Here is a 13,713-nt window from a genome sequence, read left to right on the forward strand (position 1 = left end):
AATTAAATGACGGGTAATGTGACTATTGTTGACAGACATCAGCACCAAAATCAGAATGTCACATAATCGAACGTATATGTGACAGGTGTAAAATGTTAATTGGTTATATGCGGGTATCAAAAGCAGATGGTTCTCAGGCGAATGATTTACAGCGTGATGCGCTGATCGCTGCCGGCGTTGACGCTGCCCATCTTTATAAAGACCGGGCATCGGGCAAGCGAGAAGATCGCCCTGGACTTATTGCCTGTCTTAAGGCCCTACGGCCAGATGACACCCTGATTGTATGGAAACTGGATCGACTCGGGCGCGACCTTCGTCACCTCATTAATACAGTGCACGACCTGACCAGTAGAGGTATTGGTCTGAGGGTGTTGACTGGTCACGGTGCGACTATCGATACCACAACTGCTGCTGGCAAGCTTGTCTTTGGTATCTTTGCAGCACTGGCCGAGTTTGAGCGCGAACTGATTGCTGAGCGAACGACGGCAGGTCTGGCATCAGCAAGATCCCGTGGACGGAAAGGCGGACGCCCATATAAGATGACACCCGCTAAATTGCGCCTGGCGTTGGCCTCAATGGGGAAGTCAGAAACTAAAATCAGTGCTCTATGCCAGGAGCTAGGAATCACACGCCAGACTCTGTACAGGCATGTTTCCCCAAATGGGGAGTTGCGCCCTGATGGGAAAAAACTGCTTGGCCGGGTCTGATTATGTACTTCTATCACCTTGATAACTCACCAGTACTGGCGACTGGAGATCATGTTTACCTTCATTGAACCGTCAAAAAGGGACAATCTCATGACCATAAACATTCGGCTGACTATTGCAGTAACACTCCTTGCTGTGACGCTGCCAATATTCGCTAAAACGCCAGAAAACTTTATCTATACCAGCTCTGGCGACCTCGAAGCAGCATCTGCCATTATGGGGCGTAGCGACATTGGTGGCGCTCAGATCGTTTACAATTGGCGTTCACTCGAACCTGAGAAGAACAAATACGACTTCTCGCAGATTGAAAAGGATCTGGCTCGTCTCAGGGTAGCCAATAAAAAACTCTTCATCCAAATTCAGGACCGTTTTTTCGAACAAGATGCCCGGTACGTTCCTGATTATCTGATGAATGACGCCCGGTATGGTGGTGGAATATCGCCACAATTTGATAATCCAGGCGAAGGGAAGCCAATTGGGGCCGGTTGGGTGGCACAGCAATGGGATCCTGCTGTACGCCAACGTTATCAGGCTTTGTTGGCAGCTATTGCAAAGCGTTTCGATGGTCAAGTCTATGGTGTGAACTTACCCGAAACAGCTATTGATCTTGACAAGAAAAAGCTACCTAAAGGATTCTCCTGCGATAACTATTTCGCAGGAGAAATGGAAAATCTCACCTTTGCGCGAAGGGTGTTCGTCAAATCACACGTAGTACAATATGTCAATTTTTGGCCGTGCGAATGGAACAACGACCACAATTACATGGGGCGGCTGTTTGAGTTTGCCAGTGCCAACAATATTGGACTTGGTGGCCCGGATATCGTCCCCAACCGCAAGGCGCAAATGAAGAACTCATATCCGTTCTTTAATAAATACAAAAGCAAGCTGGCACTCATTGCTATGGCTGTACAGGAGCCGACCTTGACTTACAGGAACCCTAATACCGGTAAGCCATTTAGCAAGGATGAGTTTGTACAATTCGCAGAAGATTATCTCGGTGCAGATATCATCTTCTGGAGCACGACGTCTCCCTGGTTGACTAAAAAATAGGTAATAGTCGCGAGATCATGTTGTAGGGTCTTTTCTGGATAAAATCGCAGCAGCAGTTGGACAACAGCACTAATAACGAGCGTAAGTTATTGTGCAGACTGGTTCGAATGTTGTCGCCTTTGTACCGCGGAAATTTCTGGGATTCCGGCGTAGAACCCCATATAGCTCATTCTGATGACCGATGCAGGAAAACCATGATCCCAAACCATCCCGAGACTGAACAAATACTGCTGGAAAACGTCCTGTTTGCGCTGGGAAACCCGCTGCGCCTGGCGATCGTTCGCCGCCTTGCCGACGGCAGCGAGCTAAGCTGTAACGCGCTGCGCCCGGAGGAAGTGGTCAAATCGACCATGACCCACCACTGGCGCGTATTGCGCGATAGCGGCGTGATTTGGCAGCGCCCGCAGGGGCGTGAAAATATCATTTCGCTGCGAAGAGACGATCTGGATGCCCGCTTCCCGGGGCTGATGGACATATTGCTGAGGAAAAGCTAACGCGGATATTGTATGTCGAGCAGGTAAAATTAATTGCCAAATGATTCAGTGCGCCTGCTTCCGCCGTCTGTCATATGGCAATCGCGGACGGTTAGAGTCGCTGCGTGGATTTAAATAAGGTACTGCAGTGAGGGCAGACAAGCTGGGCCCCTTTTTGAACGCGGGTAAAGCTGTGTTCAGAATCCTTAGAACAGTTTGGGCATGGGCATTTAACTAAATAGTTACGACGAGCTAGCGTGTTTTTACGTCCAGACATAGGCATCTCCTGATTTAAGGGACTGCCACCATACACGCTAAATCAATCAGTTGCTTGCTTTTATTTTTCCACGCTCTCCTTTTAAGAGAATAATACGGCGTTCTATTCTCGTGTTGCCGGGCAACGCTAACCCGCCGCCCGGCAAAAATTTTACATCGAATAACCCGGTTTTTTAATCAGCTCATCCAGCTTCGGTCCTATCTCCGTATCCCAGACCTGCGCCTTCCAGTCCTCCTGCTGCACCTGATTCAGCGCAACCGACACGGAAGCGTCTTTGCTATTAAAATGGCGAATAATCACCTCGGCAATATCCGCGGCCAGCGCGGACTTTTGGTCGTCATTAAAATCGCGGGGGAAACATTTGATATCAACGTGTGGCATGTGCAGGCGTCCTGTTTTTAAGTGGAACTCCACGTTATCAGATTATTTCGTTAGCTTTTAACACCCCGTGCAGTTCTGAAAGCTGGCACACCGCGTCTGCGATGGCCGCTATCTTCGGCGTGTTCGCCGCAAACCACGCGTGGCGCGGCCCCCACGTGCGCATCACCGCGAGATAGACATCAATCAGGGTGAGCTGCTCGCCCAGCGCGAACGGCGCGGCCTTCACCTGATCGTCCAGCCACAGATAGAGAGATTTTCGGTATTCAAGGCAGTGCTGCTTAAGCTGCTCCGGCGCGTCCGGCGCCCATCGTTCCGGATAATCGGCGTAGGTAAAGGTGGGATAAACGTTGGCGACCAGCCAGATCAGCAGGCGCTGAAACTGCTGGCGCTCTGCCTGCCCGACGGGTGGCGCAAGGTCCGGGCATCTGTCGAGCACCATCAGCCCAATCGCCGCCGTTTCGCTCATGATGCTGCCGTTTTCAAGCTCCAGCGTCGGCACCTGGCACAGCGGGTTCAATTTTTGCAGCCGCTCGCGCACGGGGCCGGGCTGGTCAAACCCGTCCACGTCGATGAACTGATAGGGAATGTCGGCCAGGGTCAGCATGACCTCGCTGATTGCCGAGCCCCAGCCGGGTACGCCGTAAAGTTTAATCATGATGCCCCCTCAGGGTTTAAAACCCTAAGTGTAGAGCATGCTTAATACGTTATGCCCGGCGGATTAACGACCGAATTTGCCACCGCTTCGCCCTCCTCGCCCCAGCGCGCCAGCACCTTTTGATACTCTCCACGCTGAATGGCCCCATCCAGCGCGGCCTGCAGGGCATAGACCAGCCCGTTGCCCTTTTTGGTCGTCGTCGCGACGTACGCTTTCTTCGGCCCTAAGCCCACTACGCGGGTTTTGCCCGTCAGCGCCGCCTTATAGGCCGATACGGACTGCGGCCCGAAGAACACGTCAGCCCTACCGGACTGAATATACAAATTGCCGGAAGCATCGTCGGTGAGATAAATGGGCAGCGCAGGCTCACGCCCGGCCTTCCGGTTCTCGTCGTTCCAGCCCAGCAGGATGCGTTCCTGATTGGTGCCAGACCCGACGATCACCTTTTTGCCGGACAGGTCTTCCGCCCGTTTGATTGACTGAATGTCGCTGGTTGATTTGACTGAAAAAGCCAGGGAATCAACGCGGTAGGTTGCAAAATCAAACTTCTCTTTGCGCTGCTCCGTCACGGCGATATTCACCAGCGCCACGTCATAGCGCCCGGCGGCAATCCCGAGGGGCCAGTCCTCCCAGGCCGTAGGCACCAGCTTTAACTTCAGCCCCAGGCTGCCCGCCAGCAGGCGGGCAATGTCCGGATCGCTACCGATGCGGGTGCGGTTATCGCTCGCCAGCAGCGCCAGCGGCGGCGAGTTGAGCGCGGAAACGGCCACCGTGAGCGTGCCCGGCTCAACAAACTTATACCCCGCAGGGATTTTCGCTACCGCCTGCCTGTCGACGGTGACCGGAAGCGGCTGCTCGTTAGCCTTTACATCAATCCCGGCGTGACTGGCCGTCGCAATGGTCAGCCCGATTAAAAGCCCATATTTCATCCGCGCTCCTTACAGCACTTTAGACAGAAACTGGCGGGTGCGCGGATGCGCCGGGCGGTTGAGCACCTCGTCGCTGCTGCCCTGCTCGACGATTTTGCCGTCGACCATAAATACCACCTGGTCCGCCACCTCGCGGGCGAAGCCGATCTCGTGCGTCACCACCACCAGCGTGGTGCCGGAGCGGGCAAGCTTTTTGATGACGTCCAGCACCTCGCCGACCAGCTCCGGGTCCAGCGCGGAGGTCGGCTCGTCAAACAGCATTACGCGAGGACGCAGCGCCAGCGCGCGGGCAATGGCGATGCGCTGCTGCTGCCCGCCGGAAAGATGTCGCGACCAGGCGTCCGCTTTGTCGCGCAGCCCAACTACGTCAAGCAGGTCGTAAGCCCTTTCCACCGCCTCTTTCCTGCTGAGCCTGCCGTGGGCGACGGGCGCCTCAATCAGGTTTTCCAGCACGGTGAGATGTGGGAACAGGTTGAAGTTCTGAAACACGTAGCCCACGTTGACGCGCTGCTTCAGGATTTCTCTCTCCTTCAGCTCGTAAAGCCTGTCGCCCTGACGCCGGTAGCCGATGTAATCCCCGTCGATCTGAATAAAGCCCTCGTCCACGCGCTCGAGGTGGTTGATGGTGCGCAGCAGCGTTGATTTTCCTGACCCTGACGGGCCGAGGATCACCGTGACCGACCCCGGCGGGATCTCAAGCGTAACGTCATCGAGCGCCTTGTGGCGGCCAAAGAACTTGCTCACGCCGGTAATGGAAATGTGTCCTTCAGGAGAGGCTTGCATGGACGGGCTCCTGTGCGGTTGGGGCGGTAACGGAACGGGTGCGGCTGGACGCGCGGTTCTGATTGACGGCGGAACGGCGCTCGCTGCGGGCCAGACCGCGCTCCACGACGTACTGGATAGCGGAGAGCACGGTGGTGATCACCAGATACCAGACGGCACCCACCATCAGCAGCGGGATCACCTCCTGCGTGCGGTTGTAGATCATCTGGATGGTGTAAAACAGCTCCGGCATGGCCAGCACGTACACCATCGCGGTGCCTTTCGCGAGGCTGATGATCTCGTTAAACCCGGAGGGCAGAATGGTGCGCAGCGCCTGCGGCAGGATGATGCGCACGGTGCGGCGCCAGGCCGGCAGGCCAAGCGCGGCGGCCGCTTCATACTGGCCGTGATCGACGCCGAGGAAGCCGCCGCGAATGATTTCGGCGGTATAGGCGCTCTGCACCAGCGTCAGCCCAACCACGGCGGTTGAAAACTGCCCCAGCACGTTGATGGTCTCAAAGCGGCCCCAGGTGATGCCCGTGAACGGCACGCCGAGCGAGAGCGTGTCGTAAAGATAGGAGAAGTTGTACAGGACAATCAGCACCACGATCAGCGGCAGCGAGCGGAACAGCCAGATGTAGCCCCAGGCCAGGCTGCTCAGCAGCCACGACGAGGAGAGCCTCGCCAGCGCCAGCAGCCCGCCGATGGCAACGCTCAGCACCGTTCCGATCAGCGTCAGCAGCAGCGTCTGCCCCACGCCCGCCAGGATCGTCAGATCGAAGAACCAGCGGGCGAAGACCGCCCATTCCCAGCGCGGGTTAAAGGCAACGGACTGGACGACAACCGCCAGCACAAACAGTGCCGCCACGGCCCCGGCCGCGCGCAGCGGATAGCGCGCGGGGACTACCTTTATGGTTTCAACCTTGCTCATCGTCGCTCCTCATGCGGTTTTGCTGAACGCTTCGCGGATCAGGGTTTTGGTGAAGCGCAATCTGCCGTCGAACGGCGGTCGGCTGTACTCCTCCGGATCGCGGTGAAGATCGAACTGCGGCGCGTAGCCCTGGCTGAGATAGAGCCTGACCGCTTCCGGCTGGCGAAAGCCCGTCGTCAGGTAGATCTGGCTATAGCCCGCCAGCACCGCCCGGCGCTCAAGCTCCTGCACCACGCGCGCCGCCAGCCCCTGCTGGCGCAGCGTTTTATCGGTCCAGATGCGCTTGATCTCGGCGGTGCGCTCGTCGAACGGTTTGTACGCGCCGGTGGCGATAATGTTCCCGTCCCGCTCCAGCACGATAAACAGCCCCTGCGGCGCCAGGTACCACTCCGTCAGCTCAACCTCCGCGTCCTTAGAGAAATAATCGCCATAGCGCGCCGCGTACTCGCCAAACAGCCCTTCGATGATGGGCTGAAGATCGGCATCTTCCGGTGAAACGTCACGAAATCGATCGCTCATGCTGGCTCCTTAATCGCCCAGGCCCGCCGGGTTAACTTCTGAACTCGGGATGCGCTCAACGCCTTCCCCCCAGCGGTTAAGCACCTTGTCGTAATCCCCGCTCTTGATAACGCCGTTCAGCGCGGTCTGAACCGGCTCAACCAGGCCGCTGCCTTTCTTCAGCGTGACGGCGATATGCGCCGCCTTCGGCCAGCCCCCGTCAACGCTGCCCACCAGTTTAGTTTTCCCGGTGAGCGCCGCTTTCCACGCGCCAATCACGTTCGGACCAAAGTACGCGTCGGCGCGCCCGGACTGGAGCGCCAGGGTTTGGGCGGCATCGTCTTTGGTGTAGACCGGCGTGAACGGCTTGAGCCCTTTTTTGACGTTCTCCTCATTCCACGCCAGCAGGATCGCCTCCTGGTTAGTGCCCGACCCGACGATGATGCGCAGCCCGGCGATGTCTTCCGCCTTCTCAAGCGACTTTATTGGGCTGGTTGATTTCACGTAGAAGCCGAGTGAATCCTTGCGGTAGGTGGCAAAATCAAACTTCTCCTTGCGCGCTTTGGTCACGGTAATGTTGCTGATCGCCGCATCGTATTTCCCGGACGCCACGCCGAGCGGCCAGTCTTCCCACGAGGTCGGCACCACGTTTAGCTCGAGGCCCAGGCTGTCGGCCACCAGGCGAGCCACGTCTACCTCGCTGCCCAGCAGCGTTTTGTTATCATCGGAGAAGACCGTCAGCGGCGGCTGGTTCAGGCCCGCGACGGCAACGGTAAATTTACCCGGCACCGCAAAGCGGTAGTCTTTCGGCAGCTGCGCCACCGCGGCGTCGTTTTTCGCGGCGTTAATCGGCGTTTTATTGGCCTCGATGCTCACGCCGGTGCCGTTGATATTCACGTTCTCTGCCCAGACGGCAGGGGTAAAGGCCAGCGCAAGCGCCAGGAATAGCGATGATTTCTGCATAGCACGCGTCTCTTTTATTGTTGTGTGAACTGATTTTTAGGTTCGTCCAGCCCCAGGCTTTCGCGCAGCGTGGTGCCGGGATACTCGGTGCGGAACAGGCCGCGCGCCTGGAGAACGGGCACCACCTGCTCCACGAAGTGCGGAAAGGCGTCCGGCGTTCCGCCCTGAATAATGAAGCCGTCCGCCGCGTTGCCGTCGAACCAGGCCTGAAGGCCATCCGCCACCTGCTCCGGCGTGCCGGAAAATCGCGGCCGCGGCGACGCGGCTTCCAGCGCCACCTGGCGCAGCGTCAGGCCGCGCTCGCGCGCGCTGCGCTTGATTTCGTCGGTGGTGCTGCGAAAGCTGTTTTGCCCGAGATCGCCGACGTCCGGGAACGGTTCGTCGAGCGGGTACTGGCTAAAGTCGTGATGTTCGAAATAGCGCCCAAGGTAGTTCAGCGCATCGCGAATGGAGACCAGCGCGGCGGTGGTTTGGTACTGGTTTTCAACGTCGTCAGCGTCTTTTCCGACAATAACGCTCACGCCCTGGAAAATATGCAGGTCGGACGCCCTGCGGCCGTGCAGTTCAAGCTGCTGCTTAACGTCGCGATAAAACGCCTGCGCGTCGCCGAGGGTATCGTGATGGGTAAAGATGGCGTCGGCGTGTTTCGCCGCCAGCTTTTTCCCGTCATCGGATGCGCCCGCCTGAAAGACAATCGGACGCCCCTGCGGGGTGCGGCCAATATTCAGCGGCCCGGCCACCTTAAAGAAATCACCGTGATGGTTGAGGGTGTGCAATTTTTCTGCATCAAAAAACTGCCCGCTCTCCTTATTGCGCACGAAGGCATCGCCCTCCCAGGAATCCCACAGCCCTTTCACCACGTCGAGATACTCATCCGCAATGCGGTAGCGCAGCGCGTGCTCCGGGTGTTTATCACGGGAAAAGTTTTTCGCGGAGCCTTCCAGCGGCGACGTCACCACGTTCCAGCCCGCACGGCCGTTGCTCAGGTGATCGAGGCTGGCAAACTGGCGCGCGGTGGTGAACGGCTCGCTGTAGGAGGTGGATAACGTGCCTACCAGCCCCAGGCGCGAAGTAACGCTCGCCAGCGCGGATAATACCGTCAGCGGCTCAAAGCGGTTTAAAAAATGCGGGATCGATTTTTCGTTAATATAAAGACCGTCGGCCACGAAAATAAAATCAAGCTTGCCCTCTTCCGCTTTTCGCGCCGTCTCCTTAACGAAGTCAAAATTTATGCTGGCATCCGCGGCGGCAACGGGATGGCGCCAGGCAGACATATTTCCGGAGGCACCGTGCAAAATGGTCCCCAGCCGCAGTTGACGAGTTGCAGACATATTCACCTCTTCTGAATTAAACGTGCTGTAATGCTTTTTCCGCAAGCCGGGCAAAATAGCGGGCGGCAGGCTCAATTAACGCCTCGTCGGGATTAAACGCCGGATGATGTAACCCAAACGGGCTGGCGCTGCCGATGCTGACAAATGCGCCTGGAATGGACTGGAGATAGACGGCAAAATCTTCGCCGCCCATGTGCAGCTCCGCGCGGCGCGTTTCGTAACCCGACTCGCGGGCAACCGACGTGGCGAAATCCGCCCAGCGCGCGTCATTGACCAGCGCGGTCGGCCCGGCGTACCAGGTGATATCGATTTGCGCGCTAAAGGCGCTGGCAAATCCGGCGGCAATTTCCCCTACCCGCGTCTTGACGTTCTGCTGCACCTCAGTGCGGTGAGTGCGCAGCGTGCCTTCCAGCTCCACGCTTTCCGGCAGCACGTTCCAGGTATTGCCACCCGCGATCCGCGTGACGCTCAGCACGACGGAATCCAGGGTGTTCACGTTGCGGCTGGCGACGCTCTGCAGGGCCGTCACCAGCTGGCTTGCCAGCACGATGGCGTCGTTGCCCTCGTGCGGACGCGCCGCGTGCGCCCCTTTGCCGGTAATGCGGATCGCGAACCGATCGACGTTGGCATAGAACGGTCCGCCGCGCGTGGCAAACTCCCCGACCGGCAGGCCCGGCTCGTTATGCATGCCGAAGATGGCGCTGACGTCGCGCAGCGCCCCGGCGCGCACCAGGCTTTTCGCGCCGCCAAAGTTCTCTTCGGCAGGCTGAAAAAGGATGCGCACGCGCCCGCCAAGCGTCGCCTCGCGGGCCTTAAGCTGCAGCGCCGCGCCGAGGATCACGCTGGTGTGAATATCGTGCCCGCAGGCGTGCATTACGCCGGGCCGCTGCGAGCTAAACGGCACGCCGCTGCGCTCCTCAATCGGCAAGGCGTCAATGTCCGCGCGCAGGGCGATGCGCTTGTCGCCGCTGCCAATCTCCGCGACCACGCCGGTCGCCAGATCGTAGGGCAGCACCTCGATGCCCGCCGCCGTCAGCCACGCGCGCAGGCGGCGGGTGGTCTCAACCTCTTCCCCGGAAAGCTCCGGGTTCTGGTGCAGCTCGCGGCGCCATTCAATCAGCTGTTGAGCGAAACTCATGCGTTCACCTCCCTGCCCAGGCGCGCCTGCGCCAGCAGACGCAGGGACCGTAGCCGCGCCGCGCCTTCGGACACGGGGGTATCGATAATAAATTCATCGATACCCCACCGCTGGTGCAGATCGTCCAGCTGGGCGATGACCGATTCCGCGGTGCCTGACAGCAATGACTGCGCGCGGCGGGCAATGCGCACCGGCTCGCTTTCCGCCTGCCGCGCAAAGGCGTAGGCCTGCTCCTCGCTGGCGACGGTAACGCGCTGCCCGTTTGCCAGCTCAACGCCCCACACTTCAACCCGCTGCGCCAGCGCGTCGGCCTGCTGCGGGGTGTCCGCCACGATGGCCTGTACGGCCACGATTACGTCCCGGGCGCTGTGTTCGCGCCAGGTGCTGATAACGTCCCGAAGCAGCGCCGGATCGCCGTTAAGGTGCGCCGCAAAGACAAAATCCCAGTCCAGGCTTGCCGCGAGCGCCGCGCTTTCAACGCTCGCGCCCAGCAGAAAGCCACGGGCGGGAACCGGCGGCAGCGGCGTGGCGCGAACGGAGGCGTCTTCCGCCTGGTTTTCCGGTCGTATCCAGCCGTCAAGCTGGGCCAGCTGTTCCGCGAAGCTGCCTTTCTCCTGCGGGTTCAGCCCGCGCTGCAGCGCGCGCGTTGAGAGCGGTAGCCCGCCGGGCGCTTTGCCGATGCCCATATCCACCCGTCCCGGCGCGATGGCGGCAAGCAGGTTGAAGTTTTCCGCCACTTTGTAAGGGCTGTAGTGCTGAAGCATCACGCCGCCCGAGCCGACGCGGATGCGCGCGGTCTGGCCGAGGATCCAGGCGATCACCAGTTCCGGCGAAGGGCTCGCCAGCTGAGGAGTATTGTGGTGTTCGGCGATCCAGAAGCGGTGATAGCCCAGCGCCTCCGCCTGCTGCGCCAGGCTAAGCGTGCGCGCCAGCGCGTCGGCTGCCGTTTCATTTTCCGCGACGGGGCTTTTATCCAATATGCTGATTCGCCAGGACATGTTGACATCTCATTTGACTGAACATGTCACCATTATTAGAGGCGGAATTTAGCGGTGAGAAACAATTAATTTACATTTGGTTTGCCGGAAATCAGATATGTAAAACCCTGCACTGAATAAGCCTTAAGGCGCCCGCGCGGCACCGCGGACGCCGTTTAGGCAGAAAACTACGCGTCTGAATACTGCTCGTCGGTGACCTTTTCCAGCCAGTCCACCGGGCTGCCGTTCACCGATTCGGCGATAGCGATGTGCGTCATCGCCGTTTCGGCACTCGCCCCGTGCCAGTGCTTCACGCCGGGCTCAATCCACGCGATATCTCCCGCGTTCAGCGGCTCGGCGACTTTGCCCCACTCCTGCAGCCAGCCGCGCCCCTGGGTGACAATAAGCGTCTGCCCGAGCGGATGGGTGTGCCACGCCGTGCGCGCGCCCGGCTCGAAGGTGACGGTCGCGCCCCCTACCTTTGCCGGCTCGGTGGCCTGAAAAGGCGCATCGATGCGCACCGTGCCCGTGAACCACGCTTCCGGACCGCGCGCTGAAGGCAGTGAACCGTTACGGATAATTTTCATGATGATCTCCTCGTTGACTGATGTACTAACGGTAGCCTAAAGCCATGCTGAGGATTAGAGTGCATAATCAGAATGGAACCATGAGCTAAATTCATAAATGGGGTGAACCATGATGCTCAAAGACAATTTCAACGATCTGCTCTCATTTATGGTCGTCGCCCGCGAGCGCAGCTTCACCCGCGCGGCGGCGCAGCTCTGCGTGTCGCAGTCGGCCCTGAGCCACGCCATGCGCAACCTTGAGGCCAGGCTCGACGTGCGCCTGCTGACCCGGACCACGCGCAGCGTTGCCCCCACCGAGGCGGGGGAAAAGCTGCTGATGCGCCTCGGCCCGCACCTGCTGGAGATTGAACAGGAGCTCGCGGCGCTGCGCGACACCCGCGACCGGCCCGCCGGAAACATACGCATCACGGCGGGCGAACACGCGATGTCCGCGGTGCTCTGGCCGGTGCTCAGGCCCTTTATGGCGCAGTATCCCGATATTAACGTGGAAGTGACGGTGGATAACGGGCTGACGGACATCGTGGACGGACGCTTTGACGCCGGGGTGCGGCTCGGTGAGCAGGTGGCGAAAGACATGATTGCCGTGCGCATCGCGCCGGAAATGCGAATGGCGGTGGTCGGTTCACCCCACTATTTTCAGCGCGCCGGCGTTCCGGAAACGCCAGAGCAACTCGCGCATCACCGCTGCATCAACATGCGGCTGCCGACGCGCGGCGGGCTTTATGCCTGGGAGTTCGAACGCGACGGGCGCGAGCTGCGCGTGCGGGTGGAAGGCCAGCTGACGCTCAACAGCCTGCCCCAGCGCATCGACGCCGCACAATGTGGGCTGGGCCTTGCCTACGTGCCGGAAGATACGGTGCTGGACGCTCTCGCGCAGGGGCTGCTGGTACGCGTGCTGGAAGAGTGGTGCCCGCCGTTTGACGGGTACCATCTTTACTACCCGAGCCGCCGCCAGCACACCAACGCGTTTGCGCTGCTGGTGGAGGCGCTGCGCCACCGCTAGCTTATTTTCCGACCCGCGCCTGAAGGTGCGCCGGGTAGCGTTCGCCGACAACGTCAACGGCCGCCAGCGCCTGGTTGATGTGGCTCATCTCTTCCCGTGACAACGTCACGTTTACCGCGCCGAGGTTCTCATCCAGACGGTGCAGTTTGGTGGTGCCGGGAATGGGCACAATCCACGGCGCTTTCGCCAGCAGCCACGCCAGGGCGATTTGCGCAGGGGTTACGCCCTGCTCCGCGGCCAGGCGCTTAACCGTCTCAACCAGCGCCTGGTTAGCCTGCCGCGACGCTTCGCTAAAGCGCGGGACGACGTTGCGAAAATCGCTACTGTCGAAGGTTGTGCTGGCATCAATCGCGCCGGTCAGGAAGCCTTTGCCTAGCGGGCTGAACGGCACCAGGCCGATGCCTAACTCCTCCAGCAGCGGCAGGATCTGCTGCTCCGGCTGGCGCCACCAGAGCGAATATTCACTCTGCAACGCCGCAACCGGACAAACCGCGTGGGCGCGTCGGATGGATTCCGGCCCCGCTTCGGAGAGGCCAAAATGCTTCACCTTCCCTTCGGCAATAAGATCCGCGACCGTTCCCGCCACGTCCTCCATCGGCACGTCCGGATCCACGCGGTGCTGATAGTAAAGATCGATAACGTCCGTTTTCAGGCGCGCCAGCGACCCTTCCACCGCTGCGCGTATATGCGCAGGCCGGCTGTTGATCGCCTGCCCCGGCTTATCGCAGTCAAACCCAAACTTGGTGGCGATTGTCACCCTGTCGCGCACCGGTGCCAGCGCTTCGCCGACCACCTCTTCATTCAGGTAGGGACCGTACACCTCCGCCGTATCGAAAAAGGTGACTCCCCGATCGACCGCCGCGCGGATAAGCGCGATAGCCTGCTGTTTATCCGCTGCCGGGCCGTAGCCGTGGCTTAGCCCCATGCAGCCCAGGCCGAGCGCTGACACGTCGGGTCCGTTTTTGCCTAATCGTCTCTGTTGCATTGTCCACCTCGTGATGATGTCTCTGGTGGAATGACTTTAGGCGCGTTTGCTTATGAACACTACAGC

15 protein-coding genes and 1 pseudogene are annotated in these 13,713 nt (G+C 59.5%); 4 read left to right on the forward strand and 12 right to left on the reverse strand.

The features are described 5' to 3' along the window. Positions 1-92: 92 nt before the first annotated feature. From V1599_RS13890 to V1599_RS13900, 3 genes are all read left to right on the forward strand, one after another. Complete coding sequence (locus V1599_RS13890) at positions 93-707, forward strand: recombinase family protein (RefSeq protein ID WP_112010088.1); 615 nt, start codon at positions 93-95, stop codon at positions 705-707. Positions 708-797: 90 nt separating this feature from the next. After that, a complete protein-coding gene (locus tag V1599_RS13895; protein ID WP_112010166.1) occupies positions 798-1,757 on the forward strand; it encodes a hypothetical protein in 960 nt (319 codons plus the stop codon). Positions 1,758-1,951: 194 nt separating this feature from the next. Further along, the gene (locus tag V1599_RS13900) at positions 1,952-2,251 is read left to right on the forward strand and encodes a helix-turn-helix transcriptional regulator (RefSeq protein ID WP_112010089.1); all 300 of its coding nucleotides are present in this window, start codon (positions 1,952-1,954) and stop codon (positions 2,249-2,251) included. 91 nt (positions 2,252-2,342) lie between these two features. Here the strand turns inward: V1599_RS13900 and V1599_RS13905 are convergent, their stop codons facing one another. The 11 genes and pseudogenes from V1599_RS13905 to V1599_RS13955 all read right to left on the reverse strand — a co-directional run bounded on the left by V1599_RS13905 (position 2,343) and on the right by V1599_RS13955 (position 11,659). Beyond that, complete coding sequence (locus tag V1599_RS13905; RefSeq protein WP_309300350.1) at positions 2,343-2,513, reverse strand: YnfU family zinc-binding protein; 171 nt, start codon at positions 2,511-2,513, stop codon at positions 2,343-2,345. A 144-nt stretch (positions 2,514-2,657) separates the two neighbouring features. After that, entirely contained in the window at positions 2,658-2,888 is a 231-nt protein-coding gene (gene pptA / locus V1599_RS13910) for a tautomerase PptA (RefSeq protein ID WP_297123067.1), read from the reverse strand. A gap of 37 nt (positions 2,889-2,925) precedes the next feature. Beyond that, positions 2,926-3,543, reverse strand: coding sequence for a glutathione S-transferase family protein (locus V1599_RS13915; RefSeq protein ID WP_112010091.1), 618 nt, complete (start codon positions 3,541-3,543; stop codon positions 2,926-2,928). A 41-nt stretch (positions 3,544-3,584) separates the two neighbouring features. Beyond that, positions 3,585-4,472, reverse strand: a complete 888-nt coding sequence (locus V1599_RS13920) for a transporter substrate-binding domain-containing protein (protein WP_112010092.1) — start codon at positions 4,470-4,472, stop codon at positions 3,585-3,587. A 9-nt stretch (positions 4,473-4,481) separates the two neighbouring features. After that, positions 4,482-5,255 (reverse strand): amino acid ABC transporter ATP-binding protein, encoded by a 774-nt coding sequence (locus V1599_RS13925; RefSeq protein ID WP_112010093.1) that lies wholly within the window; start codon positions 5,253-5,255, stop codon positions 4,482-4,484. Further along, positions 5,239-6,165, reverse strand: a complete 927-nt coding sequence (locus tag V1599_RS13930; RefSeq protein ID WP_112010094.1) for an amino acid ABC transporter permease — start codon at positions 6,163-6,165, stop codon at positions 5,239-5,241. Before V1599_RS13930 ends, V1599_RS13925 begins: the two co-directional genes overlap by 17 nt. A gap of 9 nt (positions 6,166-6,174) precedes the next feature. Then, positions 6,175-6,684, reverse strand: coding sequence for a GNAT family N-acetyltransferase (locus V1599_RS13935; protein ID WP_112010095.1), 510 nt, complete (start codon positions 6,682-6,684; stop codon positions 6,175-6,177). A gap of 9 nt (positions 6,685-6,693) precedes the next feature. Beyond that, positions 6,694-8,957, reverse strand: a pseudogene (locus V1599_RS13940) (NtaA/DmoA family FMN-dependent monooxygenase). Positions 8,958-8,973: 16 nt separating this feature from the next. Further along, a complete protein-coding gene (locus V1599_RS13945) occupies positions 8,974-10,095 on the reverse strand; it encodes an amidohydrolase (RefSeq protein ID WP_112010098.1) in 1,122 nt (373 codons plus the stop codon). Continuing rightward, positions 10,092-11,093, reverse strand: a complete 1,002-nt coding sequence (locus tag V1599_RS13950; protein WP_112010099.1) for an LLM class flavin-dependent oxidoreductase — start codon at positions 11,091-11,093, stop codon at positions 10,092-10,094. The genes V1599_RS13945 and V1599_RS13950 overlap by 4 nt, the downstream gene beginning before the upstream one ends. 167 nt (positions 11,094-11,260) lie before the next feature. Continuing rightward, on the reverse strand, positions 11,261-11,659 hold the full coding sequence (locus V1599_RS13955) for a cupin domain-containing protein (protein WP_112010100.1): 399 nt from the start codon (positions 11,657-11,659) through the stop codon (positions 11,261-11,263). Between the two features lie 112 nt (positions 11,660-11,771). Here V1599_RS13955 and V1599_RS13960 point away from each other — a divergent pair, with 112 nt between their 5' ends. Further along, positions 11,772-12,662 carry a LysR family transcriptional regulator gene (locus tag V1599_RS13960; protein WP_395301582.1) on the forward strand — a complete coding sequence of 297 codons (891 nt, stop codon included), beginning with the start codon at positions 11,772-11,774 and terminating at the stop codon, positions 12,660-12,662. A gap of 1 nt (position 12,663) precedes the next feature. Here the strand turns inward: V1599_RS13960 and V1599_RS13965 are convergent, their stop codons facing one another. Continuing rightward, positions 12,664-13,647, reverse strand: coding sequence for an aldo/keto reductase (locus V1599_RS13965; protein WP_112010101.1), 984 nt, complete (start codon positions 13,645-13,647; stop codon positions 12,664-12,666). Positions 13,648-13,713 lie beyond the last annotated feature (66 nt).

Source organism: Enterobacter sp. ECC-175, from assembly GCF_043968675.1.
Lineage (GTDB): Bacteria > Pseudomonadota > Gammaproteobacteria > Enterobacterales > Enterobacteriaceae > Enterobacter.

Bases quoted from the DNA above. Each gene is read 5' to 3' on its own strand.
- V1599_RS13915 (WP_112010091.1), bottom strand. From the start codon at position 3,543: ATGATTAAACTTTACGGCGTACCCGGCTGGGGCTCGGCAATCAGCGAG.
- V1599_RS13935 (WP_112010095.1), bottom strand. From the start codon at position 6,684: ATGAGCGATCGATTTCGTGACGTTTCACCGGAAGATGCCGATCTTCAG.
- V1599_RS13890 (WP_112010088.1), top strand. From the start codon at position 93: ATGTTAATTGGTTATATGCGGGTATCAAAAGCAGATGGTTCTCAGGCG.
- V1599_RS13945 (WP_112010098.1), bottom strand. From the start codon at position 10,095: ATGAGTTTCGCTCAACAGCTGATTGAATGGCGCCGCGAGCTGCACCAG.
- V1599_RS13950 (WP_112010099.1), bottom strand. From the start codon at position 11,093: ATGTCCTGGCGAATCAGCATATTGGATAAAAGCCCCGTCGCGGAAAAT.
- V1599_RS13930 (WP_112010094.1), bottom strand. From the start codon at position 6,165: ATGAGCAAGGTTGAAACCATAAAGGTAGTCCCCGCGCGCTATCCGCTG.
- V1599_RS13925 (WP_112010093.1), bottom strand. From the start codon at position 5,255: ATGCAAGCCTCTCCTGAAGGACACATTTCCATTACCGGCGTGAGCAAG.
- V1599_RS13905 (WP_309300350.1), bottom strand. From the start codon at position 2,513: ATGCCTATGTCTGGACGTAAAAACACGCTAGCTCGTCGTAACTATTTA.
- pptA (WP_297123067.1), bottom strand. From the start codon at position 2,888: ATGCCACACGTTGATATCAAATGTTTCCCCCGCGATTTTAATGACGAC.
- V1599_RS13960 (WP_395301582.1), top strand. From the start codon at position 11,772: ATGCTCAAAGACAATTTCAACGATCTGCTCTCATTTATGGTCGTCGCC.
- V1599_RS13955 (WP_112010100.1), bottom strand. From the start codon at position 11,659: ATGAAAATTATCCGTAACGGTTCACTGCCTTCAGCGCGCGGTCCGGAA.
- V1599_RS13895 (WP_112010166.1), top strand. From the start codon at position 798: ATGACCATAAACATTCGGCTGACTATTGCAGTAACACTCCTTGCTGTG.
- V1599_RS13900 (WP_112010089.1), top strand. From the start codon at position 1,952: ATGATCCCAAACCATCCCGAGACTGAACAAATACTGCTGGAAAACGTC.
- V1599_RS13920 (WP_112010092.1), bottom strand. From the start codon at position 4,472: ATGAAATATGGGCTTTTAATCGGGCTGACCATTGCGACGGCCAGTCAC.
- V1599_RS13965 (WP_112010101.1), bottom strand. From the start codon at position 13,647: ATGCAACAGAGACGATTAGGCAAAAACGGACCCGACGTGTCAGCGCTC.